We start from the raw sequence: 14,957 nt of genomic DNA, 5'->3' as shown, positions 1-14,957 counted from the left end.
CCGGGCGCGGCGGGGTTATAGCACGCGCTTTCGCCGCCCCGGCCGACCGGCGCCGCACCCGGGGGAGGGGAAAGCCCCGTATCACCGGACCCGGCGTGCGCGGCATCACCCGTCGATCCGGGTCTACCCGCAGGCCGAGCCGTCCCGGGCCGCGCAAGACTGGCAGAATCGCCGGATGCCCCGTCCGATCGAAGCGATCATCCACACCGATGCCCTGGCCCACAACCTGCGCCAGGCCCGCCTCCACGCCCCCGACGCCCGGGTCTGGGCCATCGTCAAGGCCAATGCCTACGGGCACGGCATCGAACGCGCCTGGCCCGGCCTGATGGGCGCGGACGGCATCGCCCTGCTCGACCTCGACGAGGCGCAGCGGGTGCGGGCCCTCGGCTGGCGCGGCCCGATCCTGCTGCTCGAAGGGGTGTTCGAGCCCCGCGACCTGGAACTGTGCTCGCGCCTCGGGCTGTGGCACACCATCCACCACGAGTCCCAGATCGACTGGCTGGCGCTGCACAAGACCCATCAGCCGCACCGCGTCTTCCTCAAGCTCAACGGCGGCATGAACCGCCTGGGCTTCACGCCCCACGCCTTCCGGGCGGCCTGGACCCGCCTGACCGCCCTGCCCCAGGTCGAGGAGGTCAGCCTGATGATGCATTTCTCGGACGCCGACGGCGGACGCGGCATCGACGAGCAGGTCGACCTGTTCACCGCCACCACCGCCGACCTGCCCGGCGAACGCACGCTGGCCAACAGCGCGGCCGTGCTGCGCCACGGCCACCGGCCCGAGGTGCGGGCGGACTGGGTGCGCCCCGGCATCCTCGGCTACGGCAGCTCGCCCGATGCCGACGAGCACGACATCCACCACTGGGGCCTGCAGCCGGCGATGACGCTGCGCTCGCGCATCATCGGCGTGCAGCACCTGCACGGCGGCGACACCGTGGGCTACGGCAGCACCTTCGAGGCCACGACCGGGATGCGCATCGGCACGGTCGCCTGCGGTTATGCCGACGGCTACCCGCGCCTGTGCGGCACCGGCACGCCGGTGCTCGTCGACGGCCAGCGCACCCGCACGCTCGGCCGGGTCTCGATGGACATGCTCGCGGTCGACCTCACCGACCTGCCCGCCAGCGGGCTGGACAGCGAGGTCACGCTGTGGGGCCAGGGCCCGGGCGGCAGCGTGCTGTCCATCGACGAGGTCGCCCGCAGCGCCGGCACGCTGGGCTACGAGCTCATGTGCGCACTGGCCCAGCGTGTGCCGGTCCACGTCTCGCACGGGCCCGATGCGGCCTGACGCGGCCCGAGACTTGCTGGTTCCCTTCGATCCCGACCCGCCCGACACACGACCACGATGGACCTGCCCTCCCACCAACTCTCGATGACGGTGCTGATGACGCCCGACATGGCCAACTTCTCCGGCAATGTCCACGGCGGCACCATCCTCAAGCTGCTCGACCAGGTCGCCTACGCCTGCGCCAGCCGTTATGCGGGCCGCTACGTGGTCACGCTCTCGGTCGACCAGGTCATGTTCCGCCAGCCCGTGCACGTGGGCGAGCTGGTGACCTTCCTGGCCAGCGTCAACTACACCGGCACCTCGTCGATGGAGATCGGCATCAAGGTGATCACCGAGGCCATCCGCAGCCAAGTGGTGCGCCACGCCAACAGCTGCTTCTTCACGATGGTCGCCGTCGACGACGAGGGCAAGCCGGCCAGCGTGCCGTCGCTGCAACCCCAGAGCCTCGACGAGCGGCGCCGCTGGGAAAACGCCAAGGCCCGCCGCCAGCTGCGCACGGAGATGGAACAGCGCCTGCGCGAGGTCCGCAACAGCCCGCCACCGCCGCCCGGCACGCCATGAAGGCGCCGCGGGTCGACGCCGGCGAGGTCGAGTTCAGCGCCATCCGCGCCCAGGGCGCGGGCGGGCAGAACGTCAACAAGGTCTCGTCGGCGGCCCACCTGCGCTTCGACATCCACGCCTCCTCGCTGCCCGAGGCGATCAAGGCCCGCCTGCTCGCCCTGCCCGACCAGCGCATCGGCGGCGACGGCGTGGTCGTCATCAAGGCCCAGGAACACCGCAGCCTGCCGCGCAACCAGGCCGAGGCGCTGGCCCGGCTGCAGGAGATGGTGGACCTGGCCTCGCACGTGCCCAAGGTCCGGCGCCCGACCCGGCCGACGCTGGCGTCGAAACGCCGGCGCCTGGAGGGCAAGACGCAGCGCAGCGCCATCAAGGCCGGACGCCGCAGCCCGGGCGAGTCCTGAGTCAGCCCGCCAGCTGCCGCCAGGCCCGCACGAAGGCCTCCGGATCGCTCGCCGCGACGAACACGACCCCCGCCAGCGCGCCCGACAGGTGGGCGTCGTGGTTGACCCGCCCCCGGTTCTGCCGGGACGCGTGCACGCTGAAGGCCACGTAGGCCACGGCGAACAGCGGCGCGGGGATCGGCAGCGGGATGAACATCACGTACAGCGAGGCGCCCGGAAAGTGCACGATGAAGGCGAACAGCACCGCCAGGATCGCCCCGGACGCACCCAGGCACTGGTAGCCCGGTTCGCGCCGGTGGCGCAGCCAGGTGCCCGCCCCGCTGACCAGCAGCCCGAAGGTGTAGAGCAGCACGAAGCCCGCCGTGCCGATGTGGCGCTCGAGCGAGAACGCGAAGGCCCAGAACGTGAACCCGTTGAAGAACAGGTGACCGAGGTCGGCATGGATGAAGCCGCTGGTGATCAGCGTCAGGTGCTCGCGGCGGCGCTGCAGCCAGTAGGGCCGCAGCAGGTTGCGCTCGATGAGCGCCGGAGCGACGAACAGCCCGGCGAGGCTGGTCAGCACGATGGCCGCCAGCAGCAGCGCCGCGGCCGGGGCCCCGCGGCTCAGGGCCGCCAGCGTGTCCATGACCCCCGCGCCCTCAGGCACCGCGCCGGAACAGGCCGAGCACCGTGCCGGCCAGCACGAAGAGACCGCCGAAGCTGCGGTTCATCCAGCGGATCTGGCGCGGCGAGCGCAGCAGGCCGAGCACGCGCGAGGCCAGCGCGACATAAGCGCTCATGACCACGCACTCGACCACGCCGAAGGTGGCGGTGATGAGCAGGTACTGGTCGAGCAGCGGCCGGGCCACGTCGATGAACTGCGGCAGCACGGCCAGCAGGAACACCGTGCCCTTGGGGTTGAGCGCATTGATGCCCCAGCCGCGCAGCACCAGCGTGCGGCGCGCGGGCCGGGCCGCGGGCGCGCCGGGGGCGCCGACCGGGCTGGCCGGCGAGCGCCACTGCTGGATGCCCAGCCAGATCAGGTAGGCCGCGCCGACCCACTTGACGACGGAGAACGCCAGCTCCGAGGTCGACAGCAGCACGCCCAGCCCGAGACCGACGACCAGCGTCTGGGTGCACACGCCCAGCAGCAGGCCGAAGGCGATCGGCTGGCCGTGGCGGAAGCCGTGGTTGAGGCCGGCCCCCATGGCGGCGATCGCGCCCGGTCCGGGGGACAGGCTGATGGCCACCGTGGCGGCGAAGAAGGTGATCCAGGTGTCGAAGTCCATACGCGGTTTTAGCACGCGCGGCGCCTGGCGCGGCGGTGACAATCCGCTCCACATGGCGCGCGAAAAAACCCTCTACACCTGCCGCGACTGCGGTGGCACCAGCCCGAAGTGGCTGGGCAAGTGCCCGCACTGCGGCGCCTGGAACACGCTCGACGAGACGATCGCCGAGGCCGCGGCCGGCGGCGGCAAGAACAACCGCTTCCAGGCCCTGGCCAGGACCCAGCCGGTGGCCACGCTGGCCGACATCCAGGCCGCCGACGTGGCGCGCACGCCCACCGGCCTGGAGGAGCTCGACCGGGTGCTGGGCGGGGGCATCGTCGAGGGCGGCGTGGTGCTGATCGGCGGCGACCCGGGCATCGGCAAGAGCACGCTGCTGCTGCAGGCCGCCGAGGCGCTGTCGCACCAGATGAAGGTGCTCTACGTCACCGGCGAGGAGTCGGGCGCGCAGGTGGCGCTGCGGGCCCACCGGCTGGGCCTGGGCGGACAGCGGCTGCGGGTGCTGGCCGAGATCGGCCTGGAGCGCATCCAGGCCACGCTGGGCACCGAGCAGCCGGACTTCTGCGTCATCGACTCGATCCAGACGCTCTACTCCGACCAGCTCACCAGCGCGCCCGGCTCGGTCGCGCAGGTGCGCGAATGCGCCGCGCAGCTCACCCGCACCGCCAAGGCCACGGGCTGCACGATGGTGCTGGTCGGCCACGTGACCAAGGAAGGCGCGCTGGCCGGTCCGCGCGTGCTCGAGCACATCGTCGACACGGTGCTCTATTTCGAGGGCGACACCCATTCGAGCTTCCGCCTGGTGCGCGCGATCAAGAACCGCTTCGGCGCGGTCAACGAGATCGGCGTGTTCGCGATGACGGAAAAGGGCCTGAAGGGAGTCGCCAACCCGAGCGCGATCTTCCTGTCGACCCACGGCGACCCGGTGCCCGGCGCCTGCGTGCTGGTGACGCTGGAAGGCACGCGGCCGATGCTGGTCGAGATCCAGGCGCTGGTCGATGCCGGCGGGCCCAGCCCGCGGCGGCTCAGCGTCGGCCTCGAGCGGGACCGGCTGGCCATGCTGCTGGCGGTGCTGCACCGCCACGCGGGCGTGGCCTGCGCGGACCAGGACGTGTTCGTCAACGCGGTGGGCGGCGTGCGCATCAGCGAGCCGGCGGCCGACCTGGCCGTGCTGCTGGCCATCCACAGCAGCCTGCGCGGCCGGGCCCTGCCGCGTGGCTTCATCGCCTTCGGCGAGGTCGGCCTGGCCGGCGAGGTGCGCCCGGCCCCGCGTGGCCAGGAGCGCCTGAAGGAAGCCGCCAAGCTGGGCTTCGCCCACGCGCTGGTGCCCAAGGCCAATGCCCCGAAGAAGCCGATCGAGGGCCTGAGCGTCATCGCGGTCGACCGCATCGAGGAGGCCATCGCCCGACTGCGCGAGATCGACAGCTGAAGCACGCAGCGCCCCCTCCCGCCGCCTCCCACCGATCCTGAAACCCCTTCAAGACCATGAAATTCCTCAATTCCGCCCCCGTCAGGAATGCCGCGCTGGCCGGCTCGGCCATCATCATCGCGACCTGGAGCTACGGCTGGCGCGGCCTGGTGTTCGCGCTCACGCTGATCGTGTTCTGGACCGTGCTGCAGTTGCGCCGTGCCACCCGCCTGATGCAGCAGATGGCCAACCGCCCCAAGGGCCGCACCGACAGCATCGACCGGGTGCTCGCCGGCCTCAAGCCCGGCATGAGCATGGACGAGCTGCTGCCGCTGACCGCCAGCCTCGGGGACCGCGTGGACGAGCGGGGCGACTGGCGCTGGCAGGACAACGACGGCCGGGTCATCGTCGTCACGATGCGCCGCGACGTGGTCGTGCGCTGGGCGGTCGGCGAGGTCGGGTCCGCCGGCACGACGACCGCCGGCACCCCCGAGGACTGACCCCGGCGCCCGCCCGGAAACGAGAAGGCCGGTCCCCCTCGTCAGAGGGACCGGCCTGCGGGGGCTTCACGGCTGCCCGGATCGTCGATCCGGGCAGCCGTGAAGCGGATCAGCCGAAGTGGCAGATGTAGTGGTAGGGCTCGCCCTCGACCTTGATCTCGAAGCTGGTCTGGCCCGGCACCTCGAAGCGTTCGCCGGGACCGTAGGTCTTCCACTCGCTGGAGCCCGCCAGCTTGACGCTGCAGGCACCGGCGACGGTCTCCATGATCTCGGGCGCGCCGGTGTTGAACACCAGCGTCGAGGGCAGGATCACGCCCACGCTCTTCCTGATGCCGTCGGCGAAGGTGACGTTGTGCGAGACGCAGCGGCCATCGAAATAGACGTTGGCCTTGGACAGCACGCTGACCGGGTTCAGGCTGTCGGTGATGCTCATGGTGCGTGTGCTCCGTTCAGGCCGCGGTCTTGCGGGCGGCGCGCTTGCGCACGGGGGCCGCAGGCGTCTCCACCACGGCGGCCACGGGCGCCTCGACGACGGCCGCGGCCTTCACCTTGCGCGCCACCGGGGCCTTGCGGGCGACCACGACCGGGGCGTCGACCGGCACGTCGGCGACGACGGCGGCGGCCTTCGGTGCGGCCTTGCGGGCCGCCGGCTTGGTCGCGGCCGGCTTGGTCGCTGCCGGCTGGGCAGCCGCCGACTTGCGGGCCGCCTTCGGTGCAGCCTTGCCGCGTGCGGCCTGCACGTTGGCGCCGATGCGCAGGCGCAGCGCGTTGAGCTTGATGAAGCCCGCGGCGTCGGCCTGGTTGTAGGCGCCGCCGTCGTCGTCGAAGGTCGAGATCATCGGGTCGAACAGCGAATCGGTCTTCGACTCGCGGCCCACGCACATGATCGTGCCCTTGTAGAGCTTGAGCTTGACGGTGCCGTTGACCGGCGCCTGCGACGCGTCGATCAGGCCCTGCAGCAGCTCACGCTCCGGGCTGAACCAGTAGCCGTTGTAGACCATGCGCGCATAACGCGGCATCAGGTCGTCCTTGAGCGCCAGCACTTCGCGGTCCAGCGTGATCGACTCGATCGCGCGGTGGCCGGTCAGCAGGATGGTGCCGCCAGGGGTCTCGTAGCAGCCGCGGCTCTTCATGCCGACGTAGCGGTTCTCGACCTTGTCGAGGCGGCCGATGCCGTGCAGGCCGCCGATCTCGTTGAGCTGGGTCAGCACCTGGGCCGGCGACAGCTTGACGCCGTCGATGGCGACCACGTCACCCTTGGCGTAGGTCAGCTCGATGACCTGCGGCTTGTTGGGCGCCTTCTCCGGGCTGCGCGTCAGGCGCCACATGTTGGCTTCGGGCTCGAAGTTCGGATCCTCGAGGATGCCGCCTTCGTAGCTGATGTGCAGCAGGTTGGCGTCCATCGAGTACGGCGCGCCGCCGCCCTTGCGCTTCTTGAAGTCGACCGGGATGCCGTGCTGGTCGGCATAGGCCAGCAGCTTCTCGCGGCTGAGCAGGTCCCACTCGCGCCACGGGGCGATGACCTTGACGCCGGGCATCAGCGCGTAGGCGCCGAGCTCGAAACGCACCTGGTCGTTGCCCTTGCCGGTGGCGCCGTGGCTCACGGCGTCGGCCTTGGTCTTGCGGGCGATCTCGACCAGGCGCTTGGCGATCAGCGGGCGCGCGATCGACGTGCCCAGCAGGTATTCACCTTCGTAGAGCGCGTTGGCGCGGAACATCGGGAACACGAAGTCGCGCACGAACTCCTCGCGCAGGTCCTCGATGAAGATGTTCTCGGGCTTGATGCCCATCTTGATCGCCTTGGCGCGAGCCGGCTCGATCTCCTCGCCCTGGCCGATGTCGGCGGTGAAGGTCACCACCTCGCACTGGTACTGGTCCTGAAGCCACTTCAGGATGATGGAGGTGTCCAGGCCGCCCGAATAGGCGAGCACTACGCGCTTGATGTCTTTGGACATGGTCGGTCGATCTGCTGAGTAGAAGGGCAATCCGCCATTTTAGGCCGCTGCGGGACCACCCCGGTCACACGAGCGTCACGGCGGCCCTGGAGAGGCCGGCCTACTCCTCGTCGGCGCGGTCTCCGCCCGGCACCCGCACGACCGTGACGGTGCAGTCGGCCTGGGCCAGCACCACCGACGAGACCGTGCCCAGGTAGCGCCGCAGCGCGGACTTGCTGCGCGCGCCCATGATGATGTGGTCGGCCTGGTTCTTGGTCGCGAACTCGACGATCGCGTTGGCGATGTCGGGCGCCTCGAGCACGTGGAAGGTCAGCCGGCTGTCGCCCAGCTGCAGCCCCTGGGACAGCGGACGGGCCCAGTGCTTCAGGCCGATCAGCTGCTTGACGTGGTGGCTGCGGCCTTCGCTGTCGGTCAGCTCGTCCATGCCGATCAGGTTGGTCTTCATCACGCCGACGCAGGCCAGGCGGGCGCCGGGCTCGGTGATGACGGCCCGGCGCACGGTCTCGCGCAGCAGGTCGAGCATCTCGGTGGGCGTGCCCTCGACGGCCACCGCCGCGATGATGATCGGCGCGCGCTTGAGCTGCTCGCTGGCGCTGCCGCGCTCGGCGGGCTCGCTGCCCAGCGAGCGGAACCAGCGCTGGAAGGTGCGCACCCGGCTGGAGCCTTCCAGGCGCGAGGCCCGCGCGGTCAGCGGCACGCCTTCGGGATTGAGCAGGTCCTGGGCCAGGTGGGCCGCGCTGGGCGGGCGCCTGGCCGCGTCGACCTCCAGGCAGCGCAGGATCAGCTCCTGCAGCCACGGCGGGCAGTCGGGCCGCCATGAACGGGGCGGCCGGGGGTCGCGGAAGAGCCGCTCGCGCAGGCCGCGCACGCTGGTGGGCGCGCCGAAGGGGCGTTCGCCGGTGGTCAGGTGGTAGAGCATCACGCCCAGCGCGAACAGGTCGCTGCGCGGCTCGCTGCGCACGAACTGCACCTGCTCGGGCGACATGTAGGGGCCGGTGCCCATCGGCAGGTTGAACTCCTCGTCGAGCAGGTCGGGCAGGTGGTCGTGGCGCGACAGGCCGTAGTCGACCAGCACCGCCTCGCCGCTCGGGCGGAACAGGATGTTGCTGGGCTTGATGTCGAGGTGGATGACGTGCTGGCGGTGCAGGTCGTGCAGCGCGGTGGCCACGGCCGCACCGATCTCGGCGACCTCGGCGATGGGCAGCGGCGCGGCCTCCAGCCGCGGGCGCAGCGAATCGCCCGGGATGTGCTCCATCACGATGTAGGGCCGGGTGGTGAAGTCGCCGCGCGCGATGAAGCGCGGCACGTGCACGCCCTTGAGCAGCGGCAGGATCATCTGCTCGACCTCGAAGCCGACGATGGCCGCCGGGTCCTCGCCGCCGCGGATGCGCGGCACCTTCATCAGCATCGGGATCTGGTGATCGGCGTGCGTGACCCGCCACAGGAAGGCCATGCCGCCCTGGTGCAGCCGCTCCTCGAGCCGGAAGCCGTCGATCACCATGCCCGCCGACAGCGGCCCGAACGGCGACACCGCGGGCAGGCTGGCCGGATCGGCACCGGCGCGCGCCAGGGCCTGCTCGATCAGGTTGTCCTCAGGTGCCTTCATGCAGACGCTCCGCGAGCTGGCGAGGCAGGCCGGCGGCCATGATCTTGGCCGCCGTGGCTTCGTGGTGGTAGGGCACGCGGTGGAAGGTCAGCGTGTGGCGCGAGTCGTCGAACATCGCCCAGCAGGCCGCCGGGTTGCCGTCGCGCGGCTGGCCGCAGGAGCCTGGCAGCGCCAGCCACTGGCGGTGCGCCGGCACCGGCACCGCCACGCCCGGCACGGGCGTGAAGTCGGCGATCTTGCCGGTGCTCGACAGGTGGTAGAGCGCGGGCTGGTGCACATGGCCGGCGAAGGTGTGGCGGCAGTCGGTGGCCATCATGCTGCGCACCGCCTCGCTGCGGCTGAGGATGTATTCCCAGCCTTCGGGCGCCCACGCGTTGGCATGCACGAACAGGCTGCTGCCGAGCTCGTTGCGGTAGGGCAGCGAGCCCAGGAAGGCGAGGTGCCCGGGCGCCAGCGCGTCGCGGGTCCACTGCACGGCGCGGCGCGCGTCCTCGACGAGGTTGGACGTGGCCATCTTCACCACCGCCTCGTCGTGGTTGCCGCGCACGGCGATCGCGCCCTGGGCGACCAGGTCCTGCACCCGCTCGACCACCCAGCCCGGGTCGGCCCCGTAGCCGACGAAGTCGCCCAGCAGGGCCAGGCGGTCGGCACCATGGAGGTGCGCCTGTTCGAGGCAGGCCTCGAAGGCCTCGCGGTTGGCATGGATGTCGGTGATCAACGCCAGCTTCATCTGATGGGTCTCCTGCTCGCCCGGTCGGGTCGGTTCACGGTTCTGGTGCTGCTCTAGAATCCGCGCGCACCACAAGGGTTTCACCGGAGCCGGGCAAGCGCCCGGACCCGGCCCCGTTGTTCAGTCACGTGCGCGGTGTCAGCCGACATCCTGACACGTTCAGGAGCCTGTTTCACATGTCCGTCCCCAACTCGGCGCCCCACGATCCCGCGCCGGCCCCCCGCGGCCACCACTGCGACGTCCTGATCATCGGGGGCGGCCCCGCGGGCTCGACGCTGGCGACGCTGCTCGCGCGCCGGGGCCGTGACGTGGTGGTGCTGGAGCGGGAACACCACCCGCGCTTCCACATCGGCGAGTCGCTGCTGCCGGCCAACGTGCCGCTGTTCGACGAGCTGGGCCTGCGCGAGGACCTGGAGCGCATCGGCATGCCCAAGTGGGGCGTCGAGTTCGTCTCGCCCCACCACGAGCACCGCAGCCTGCTCGAGTTCGGCGACGCCTGGGACAAGAGCCAGCCCTATGCCTGGCAGGTGCGCCGCGCCGACATGGACGAGCTGCTGTTCCGCCACGCCGGGCGCGAGGGCGCGCGCACGCTCGAGGGCCACCGCGCCCGCGAGGTGAAGTTCGACGCCGACGGCGCCGACGTCAGCGTCGAGCTCGACGACGGCAGCCGCCAGCAGTGGCGCACCCGCTTCGTGGTCGACGCCAGCGGGCGCGACACGCTGCTGGCCAACCAGTTGCGCATCAAGCACAAGCACCCGCGCCACAACAGCTCGGCGCTGTTCGGCCACTTCACCGGCGCGCGCCGCCTCGATGGGCGCCAGGAAGGCAACATCACCATCCTCTGGTTCCCGCACGGCTGGTTCTGGTTCATCCCGCTGGCCGACGGCAGCACCAGCGTGGGCGCGGTGTGCTGGCCCCACTACCTGAAGTCGCGCCGCAAGCCGCTGGTCGAGTTCTTCCACGACACCATCGCGATGTCGCCCGAGCTGGCCGATCGCCTGAAGGACGCGACCCTGGTGGACGACCAGGTGCACGCCACCGGCAACTACGCCTACGTCAGCGAGCACTGCGCCGGCGAGCGCTACCTGATGCTGGGCGACGCGTTCGCGTTCATCGATCCGGTGTTCTCCTCGGGCGTCTACCTGGCGATGAAGAGCGCGTTCGCCGGCGTCGACGTGATCGACGCGACGCTGGACCAGCCACGGCGGGCCGCGGCCGCGCGGCGCGGCTACGAGAAGATGATGCGCCACGGGCCGCGCGAGTTCTCGTGGTTCATCTTCCGGGTCACCAACCCGACGATGCGCGAGTTCTTCATGTACCCGCGCAACCCGCTGCGGGTCAAGGAGGCGCTGCTGTCGGTGCTGGCCGGCGACATCTACGGCCACAGCCCGATCGGGTGGTCGCTGCGGGCCTTCAAGACGATCTACTACCTGGTGTCGCTGCGCCACCCGGGCCGCACCTGGCGGGCCTGGAAGCAGCGCCGCCTCAACATCCGTGACGTGGGAGCGCCTGCCGCGTGAGCCTTCGCCCTTGCCCCGACCCTTCGGGCGCCGCACCCGCAGCGCCCGCCCGCGGGCCGATCCTGACCCCGCTGCAGCACCACCGGCAGGCCCCGGCGGACACCACCGGCGCGCACACTGCGCTCGACCTGCGGGTGTTCGGCCCGACCGAACCCGGCACGGTGGCGCAGCCCGCGCTGCTGCAGCCCGCCGCTGAAGTGACCGAACGCTGGTGCAGCGACACGGCCGCGGCGTTGCAGGCCGGCCGCCACGGCTGCACCTCGTGGCGCAGCGACGGCTGCTGGCTGTGGGTGCGCGCGGTGATCGACGAGCGCCAGGTCGACGGCGGCCTGCAGGAGGCCGCCCGGCGGCTCTACGGCGACCTGTTCACGCTGCTGCGGCAGCAGGCCGACCGGCTCGGCCGGGCGCTGCACGTCGTGAAGGTCTGGAACTACCTGGCCGACATCAACGGCACGGACCCGCTGCACGGGCTGGAGCGCTACCGGCTGTTCAACATCGGCCGCCAGGATGCGTTCCTGGACGCCGGCCAGAGCGCGTTCGCCGGCGCCCCGGCGGCCTGCGCGCTGGGCACGCACCGCGGGCCGCTGACGGTCTGGCTGCTGGCCGGACCGGTGGCCAGCCGCGTGGTCGAGAACCCGCGCCAGACCAGCGCCTACCACTACCCCGGCGACTACGGCCCGCGCGCGCCGACCTTCTCGCGGGCCGCCCTGGCCGACGCCGGTGGCGGGCGCGAGCTGCTGGTCATCTCCGGCACCGCCAGCATCGTCGGCCACCTGACGCGGCACGCCGGGGACGTCGAACGCCAGACCGGCGAGACCCTGGACAACCTGGAGGCGGTGCTCGGCGCCGCCGCGCCGGCCGCCCGGGCCCGGCACGGCCTGGACACGCTGGTGCTGACGGTCTACCTGCGCCACGCCCGCGACCTGCCCGTGGTGCAGCGGGTGCTGGCCGATCGCCTCGGCGCCGACAGCCCCGCGCTGCGCGGGGCCCTCTTCCTGCTGGCCGACGTGTGCCGCGCCGATCTGCTGGTCGAGATCGAGGCGCACAGCCTGCAGGCCTGTTCCCCGATGTCCATCCCCACGCCCGCATGAAGCCCATCCCGCGCCTGCCGCTGCCCTCGAGTCCGGCCCCGGGAGCCCTCGCCGGAGGTGCCGCCTGCTGGCTGCTCGCCCTCGCCGCCCTGCCCTGCGCGGCCCAGGTCGACACCGTGACGCCCGTGACCCCCGGGGCGCCCGTTGCCGCCGTGGCGCAGGCCGACCCCGGCACGACGGGGGCCGACACCCCGCCGGCCATGCCCGCGGCCGCGCCCGCCCCGCTGAAGGTCGACCGCCGGGTCGCGCGCCCGCTGTGGGAGATCGGCCTGGGCCTGGGGGCACTGAACTGGCCCGACTACCGCGGCGCGGCCCACAGCCAGACCTACGTGGTGCCGCTGCCCTACGTGGTCTACCGCGGCCGTTTCCTGCGGGCCGACCGGGGCGGCGCGCGGGCGGTGCTGGTCGAGAACCAGCGCCTGGAGATCGACCTCAGCCTGAGCGGCTCGGTGCCGGTGCGCAACCAGGCCGGCGGCGTGCGCGAGGGCATGGCCGACCTGCCGTCGACCTTCGAGGTCGGCCCCAACGTCAACCTGATGCTGTGGCGCTCGGCGGACAACCGCAACACGCTCGAGCTGCGCCTGCCGGTGCGTGCGGCGATCGCGCTGCAGTCGCCGCTGCGCTCGATCGGACTGATCTCGACCCCCAAGCTCAACCTCGACCTGCACCAGCTCGCCGGCTGGAACGTCGGCCTGCTGGCCGGGCCGGTGTTCGGCTCGCGGCGCTACCACGAGCACTACTACGGCGTGCGCGCCAGCGAGGCGACCGCCGGGCGGCCCGCCTACGAGGCCCGCTCGGGTTATGCCGGCTGGCACGCGATCGCCTCGGCGTCGCGGCGCTTCGACCGGTTCTGGGTCGGCACCTACGTGCGCCACGACCAGCTGCAGGGCGCGGTGTTCGCCGACAGCCCGCTGGTGCAGCGCACCCGCAACTGGTCGGCCGGCATCGGCCTGGCGTGGGTGCTCGCGTCGTCGCAGGACCAGGTGCTGGTCGACGAACGATGAGGCGGCTGCGTGTCCTGCTGTGGCCCTGGCTCGCCTTCATGCTGCTGTGGCTGGGCGTGCTGTCGCTGGCGTGGAACCTGGTCGCCTTCGTGCTGCAGCCGCTGCTGCCGGAGCGGCGCGCCGGCCGGATCGGCCGGGCCGGCATCGCCTACGGCTACCGGCTCTACTGGGCCACGGCCCGCGCCAGCGGCCTGATGCGCATCGAGGCGGACGCGCTCGACGTGCTGCGGGATGAACCCGGCGGGCTGATCATCGCGGCCAACCACCCCAGCATGCTCGACGCGCTGGCCATCGTCGCGCGGCTGCCCCGCAGCGTGTGCATCATGAAGGCCTCGCTGATGCGCAACGTCTTCCTGGGCGCCGGCGCCCGGCTGGCGCGCTACATCTGCAACGACTCGCCCCGCACGATGATCCGGGCCTCGGTGCGCAGCCTGAGCGAAGGCGGCCAGCTGGTGCTGTTTCCCGAGGGCACCCGCAGCGTCGGCGGGCGCCTCAACCCCTTCCTGCCGGGCATCACCAGCATCGCCGACAAGGCGCAGGTGCCGATCCAGACGGTGCTGATCGAGACCGACTCGCCCTACCTCGGCAAGGGCTGGCCGCTGTGGCGCCTGCCTCCCATCCCCATCGTCTTCCACCTGCGGCCCGGCCGGCGTTTTGCGCCACGCACCGACCATGCGGCCGCGCTGGCCGAGCTGGAAGCCTATTTCCGCGACGAACTGGGGTCGCCCGCCCGGCCCGCGTCCCCCGACCCGGAGCCCACGCCGTGACCGCCCGCCCCACCACCGCCCACCCGACCCACGCGGTCATCATCCCGAGCTACAACACCGGCCCGAAGGTCTACGAGACCGTGCGCGCCGCGCGGGCGCAGTGGGCGCCGGTCTGGGTGATCGTCGACGGCTCGACCGACGGCACCGACGAGGGCCTGCAGGCCATGGCTGCCGACGATCCGCTGCTGCGGGTGCTGGTGCTGCCGGAGAACCGCGGCAAGGGTTCGGCCGTGCTGACCGGCCTGGAGGCCGTGCGCCTGGAAGGGGGCACGCACGCGCTGACCCTGGACTCCGACGGCCAGCACCCGGTCGACCTGATCCCGCAGTTCATGCGGACCTCGCTGGACCACCCCGGGGCGATGGTGCTGGGCGAGCCGGTGTTCGACGCCTCGGCCCCGCTGCTGCGGGTGCGCGGGCGGCGCATCTCCAACGGCTGGACCAACCTCGAGACGCTGGGCGCGGGCATCCACGACTCGCTCTACGGCTTCCGGGTCTATCCGATCGACGCGCTGGTCGCGGTGATGAAGGGCCAGCCCTGGATGCGCCGCTTCGACTTCGACACCGAAGCCGTCGTGCGCCTGGCCTGGCGTGGCGTGGCCCCGCTGAACCTGCCCGCGCCGGTGAAGTACCTGCGACCGGAAGAAGGCGGGGTCTCGCATTTCCAGTACGGCCGCGACAACCTGCTGCTGACGTGGATGCACACCCGGCTGATGCTGGAGTTCGTGCTGCGCCTGCCGCTGCTGCTGCTGCGCCGCCTCACCGGCGCGCCGCCGTTCCAGTACCTGCGCCGCCGCTGAAGCCGCGCCAGCGGCCGTGACGGGCTGCACCCGGCGGGCAGGCCCGACCGCTGTGCACCCGCGT

General features: G+C 71.9%; 15 protein-coding genes and 1 pseudogene. 10 read left to right on the top strand and 6 right to left on the bottom strand.

The window, feature by feature from the left end; genetic code table 11:
- Nucleotides 1-175 precede the first annotated feature (175 nt).
- Genes alr through arfB form a run of 3 tightly spaced genes read left to right on the top strand, consistent with a single transcriptional unit; the run spans nt 176 to nt 2,250 of the window.
- On the top strand, nt 176-1,288 hold the full coding sequence (alr, locus tag C7444_RS08835) for an alanine racemase (protein WP_110400475.1): 1,113 nt from the start codon (nt 176-178) through the stop codon (nt 1,286-1,288).
- Between the two features lie 57 nt (nt 1,289-1,345).
- Nucleotides 1,346-1,849: an acyl-CoA thioesterase gene (locus C7444_RS08830; RefSeq protein WP_110400474.1), complete on the top strand. Its 504-nt coding sequence runs from the start codon at nt 1,346-1,348 to the stop codon at nt 1,847-1,849.
- Nucleotides 1,846-2,250, top strand: a complete 405-nt coding sequence (gene arfB, locus C7444_RS08825) for an alternative ribosome rescue aminoacyl-tRNA hydrolase ArfB (protein WP_110400473.1) — start codon at nt 1,846-1,848, stop codon at nt 2,248-2,250. The genes C7444_RS08830 and arfB overlap by 4 nt, the downstream gene beginning before the upstream one ends.
- Nucleotide 2,251: 1 nt before the next feature.
- Here arfB and C7444_RS08820 read toward each other — a convergent pair whose 3' ends face one another.
- Together C7444_RS08820 and C7444_RS08815 are read right to left on the bottom strand one after the other, a co-directional pair.
- Nucleotides 2,252-2,875 carry a rhomboid family intramembrane serine protease gene (locus C7444_RS08820; protein ID WP_110400472.1) on the bottom strand — a complete coding sequence of 208 codons (624 nt, stop codon included), beginning with the start codon at nt 2,873-2,875 and terminating at the stop codon, nt 2,252-2,254.
- Nucleotides 2,876-2,888: 13 nt separating this feature from the next.
- Complete coding sequence (locus tag C7444_RS08815; protein WP_110400471.1) at nt 2,889-3,518, bottom strand: LysE family transporter; 630 nt, start codon at nt 3,516-3,518, stop codon at nt 2,889-2,891.
- Nucleotides 3,519-3,570: 52 nt separating this feature from the next.
- Here C7444_RS08815 and radA point away from each other — a divergent pair, with 52 nt between their 5' ends.
- The gene (gene radA, locus C7444_RS08810; RefSeq protein ID WP_110400470.1) at nt 3,571-4,944 is read left to right on the top strand and encodes a DNA repair protein RadA; all 1,374 of its coding nucleotides are present in this window, start codon (nt 3,571-3,573) and stop codon (nt 4,942-4,944) included.
- A 56-nt stretch (nt 4,945-5,000) separates the two neighbouring features.
- On the top strand, nt 5,001-5,423 hold the full coding sequence (locus C7444_RS08805; RefSeq protein WP_110400469.1) for a hypothetical protein: 423 nt from the start codon (nt 5,001-5,003) through the stop codon (nt 5,421-5,423).
- A gap of 109 nt (nt 5,424-5,532) precedes the next feature.
- Here C7444_RS08805 and ppnP read toward each other — a convergent pair whose 3' ends face one another.
- The 4 genes and pseudogenes from ppnP to C7444_RS08785 all read right to left on the bottom strand — a co-directional run bounded on the left by ppnP (nt 5,533) and on the right by C7444_RS08785 (nt 9,714).
- Nucleotides 5,533-5,856, bottom strand: coding sequence for a pyrimidine/purine nucleoside phosphorylase (ppnP, locus tag C7444_RS08800; RefSeq protein WP_110400468.1), 324 nt, complete (start codon nt 5,854-5,856; stop codon nt 5,533-5,535).
- A gap of 286 nt (nt 5,857-6,142) precedes the next feature.
- Nucleotides 6,143-7,378 (bottom strand): annotated as a pseudogene (locus C7444_RS08795) (argininosuccinate synthase); the annotation flags it as partial.
- A 100-nt stretch (nt 7,379-7,478) separates the two neighbouring features.
- Nucleotides 7,479-8,984 carry a bifunctional serine/threonine-protein kinase/universal stress protein gene (locus C7444_RS08790; RefSeq protein WP_110400467.1) on the bottom strand — a complete coding sequence of 502 codons (1,506 nt, stop codon included), beginning with the start codon at nt 8,982-8,984 and terminating at the stop codon, nt 7,479-7,481.
- Nucleotides 8,971-9,714: a metallophosphoesterase family protein gene (locus tag C7444_RS08785; protein WP_110400466.1), complete on the bottom strand. Its 744-nt coding sequence runs from the start codon at nt 9,712-9,714 to the stop codon at nt 8,971-8,973. Before C7444_RS08785 ends, C7444_RS08790 begins: the two co-directional genes overlap by 14 nt.
- Before the next feature lie 176 nt (nt 9,715-9,890).
- Here C7444_RS08785 and C7444_RS08780 point away from each other — a divergent pair, with 176 nt between their 5' ends.
- From C7444_RS08780 to C7444_RS08760, 5 genes are read left to right on the top strand one after another with little or no spacing between them, the layout of a single operon-like run.
- Entirely contained in the window at nt 9,891-11,234 is a 1,344-nt protein-coding gene (locus tag C7444_RS08780; RefSeq protein WP_110400465.1) for an NAD(P)/FAD-dependent oxidoreductase, read from the top strand.
- Nucleotides 11,231-12,325: a chorismate transformation FkbO/Hyg5 family protein gene (locus tag C7444_RS08775; protein WP_146219366.1), complete on the top strand. Its 1,095-nt coding sequence runs from the start codon at nt 11,231-11,233 to the stop codon at nt 12,323-12,325. Before C7444_RS08780 ends, C7444_RS08775 begins: the two co-directional genes overlap by 4 nt.
- Nucleotides 12,322-13,329 carry a MipA/OmpV family protein gene (locus C7444_RS08770; protein WP_110400463.1) on the top strand — a complete coding sequence of 336 codons (1,008 nt, stop codon included), beginning with the start codon at nt 12,322-12,324 and terminating at the stop codon, nt 13,327-13,329. The genes C7444_RS08775 and C7444_RS08770 overlap by 4 nt, the downstream gene beginning before the upstream one ends.
- The gene (locus C7444_RS08765) at nt 13,326-14,096 is read left to right on the top strand and encodes a lysophospholipid acyltransferase family protein (protein ID WP_110400462.1); all 771 of its coding nucleotides are present in this window, start codon (nt 13,326-13,328) and stop codon (nt 14,094-14,096) included. The genes C7444_RS08770 and C7444_RS08765 overlap by 4 nt, the downstream gene beginning before the upstream one ends.
- Nucleotides 14,093-14,893: a glycosyltransferase family 2 protein gene (locus tag C7444_RS08760; protein ID WP_110400461.1), complete on the top strand. Its 801-nt coding sequence runs from the start codon at nt 14,093-14,095 to the stop codon at nt 14,891-14,893. The genes C7444_RS08765 and C7444_RS08760 overlap by 4 nt, the downstream gene beginning before the upstream one ends.
- Nucleotides 14,894-14,957 lie beyond the last annotated feature (64 nt).

This window comes from Sphaerotilus hippei, from assembly GCF_003201595.1.
In the GTDB taxonomy this organism is placed as follows: Bacteria; Pseudomonadota; Gammaproteobacteria; order Burkholderiales; family Burkholderiaceae_C; genus Sphaerotilus; species Sphaerotilus hippei.
Note: the sequence above shows the minus strand (reverse complement) of the source record. Positions and strands in the feature narration are given on the sequence as shown.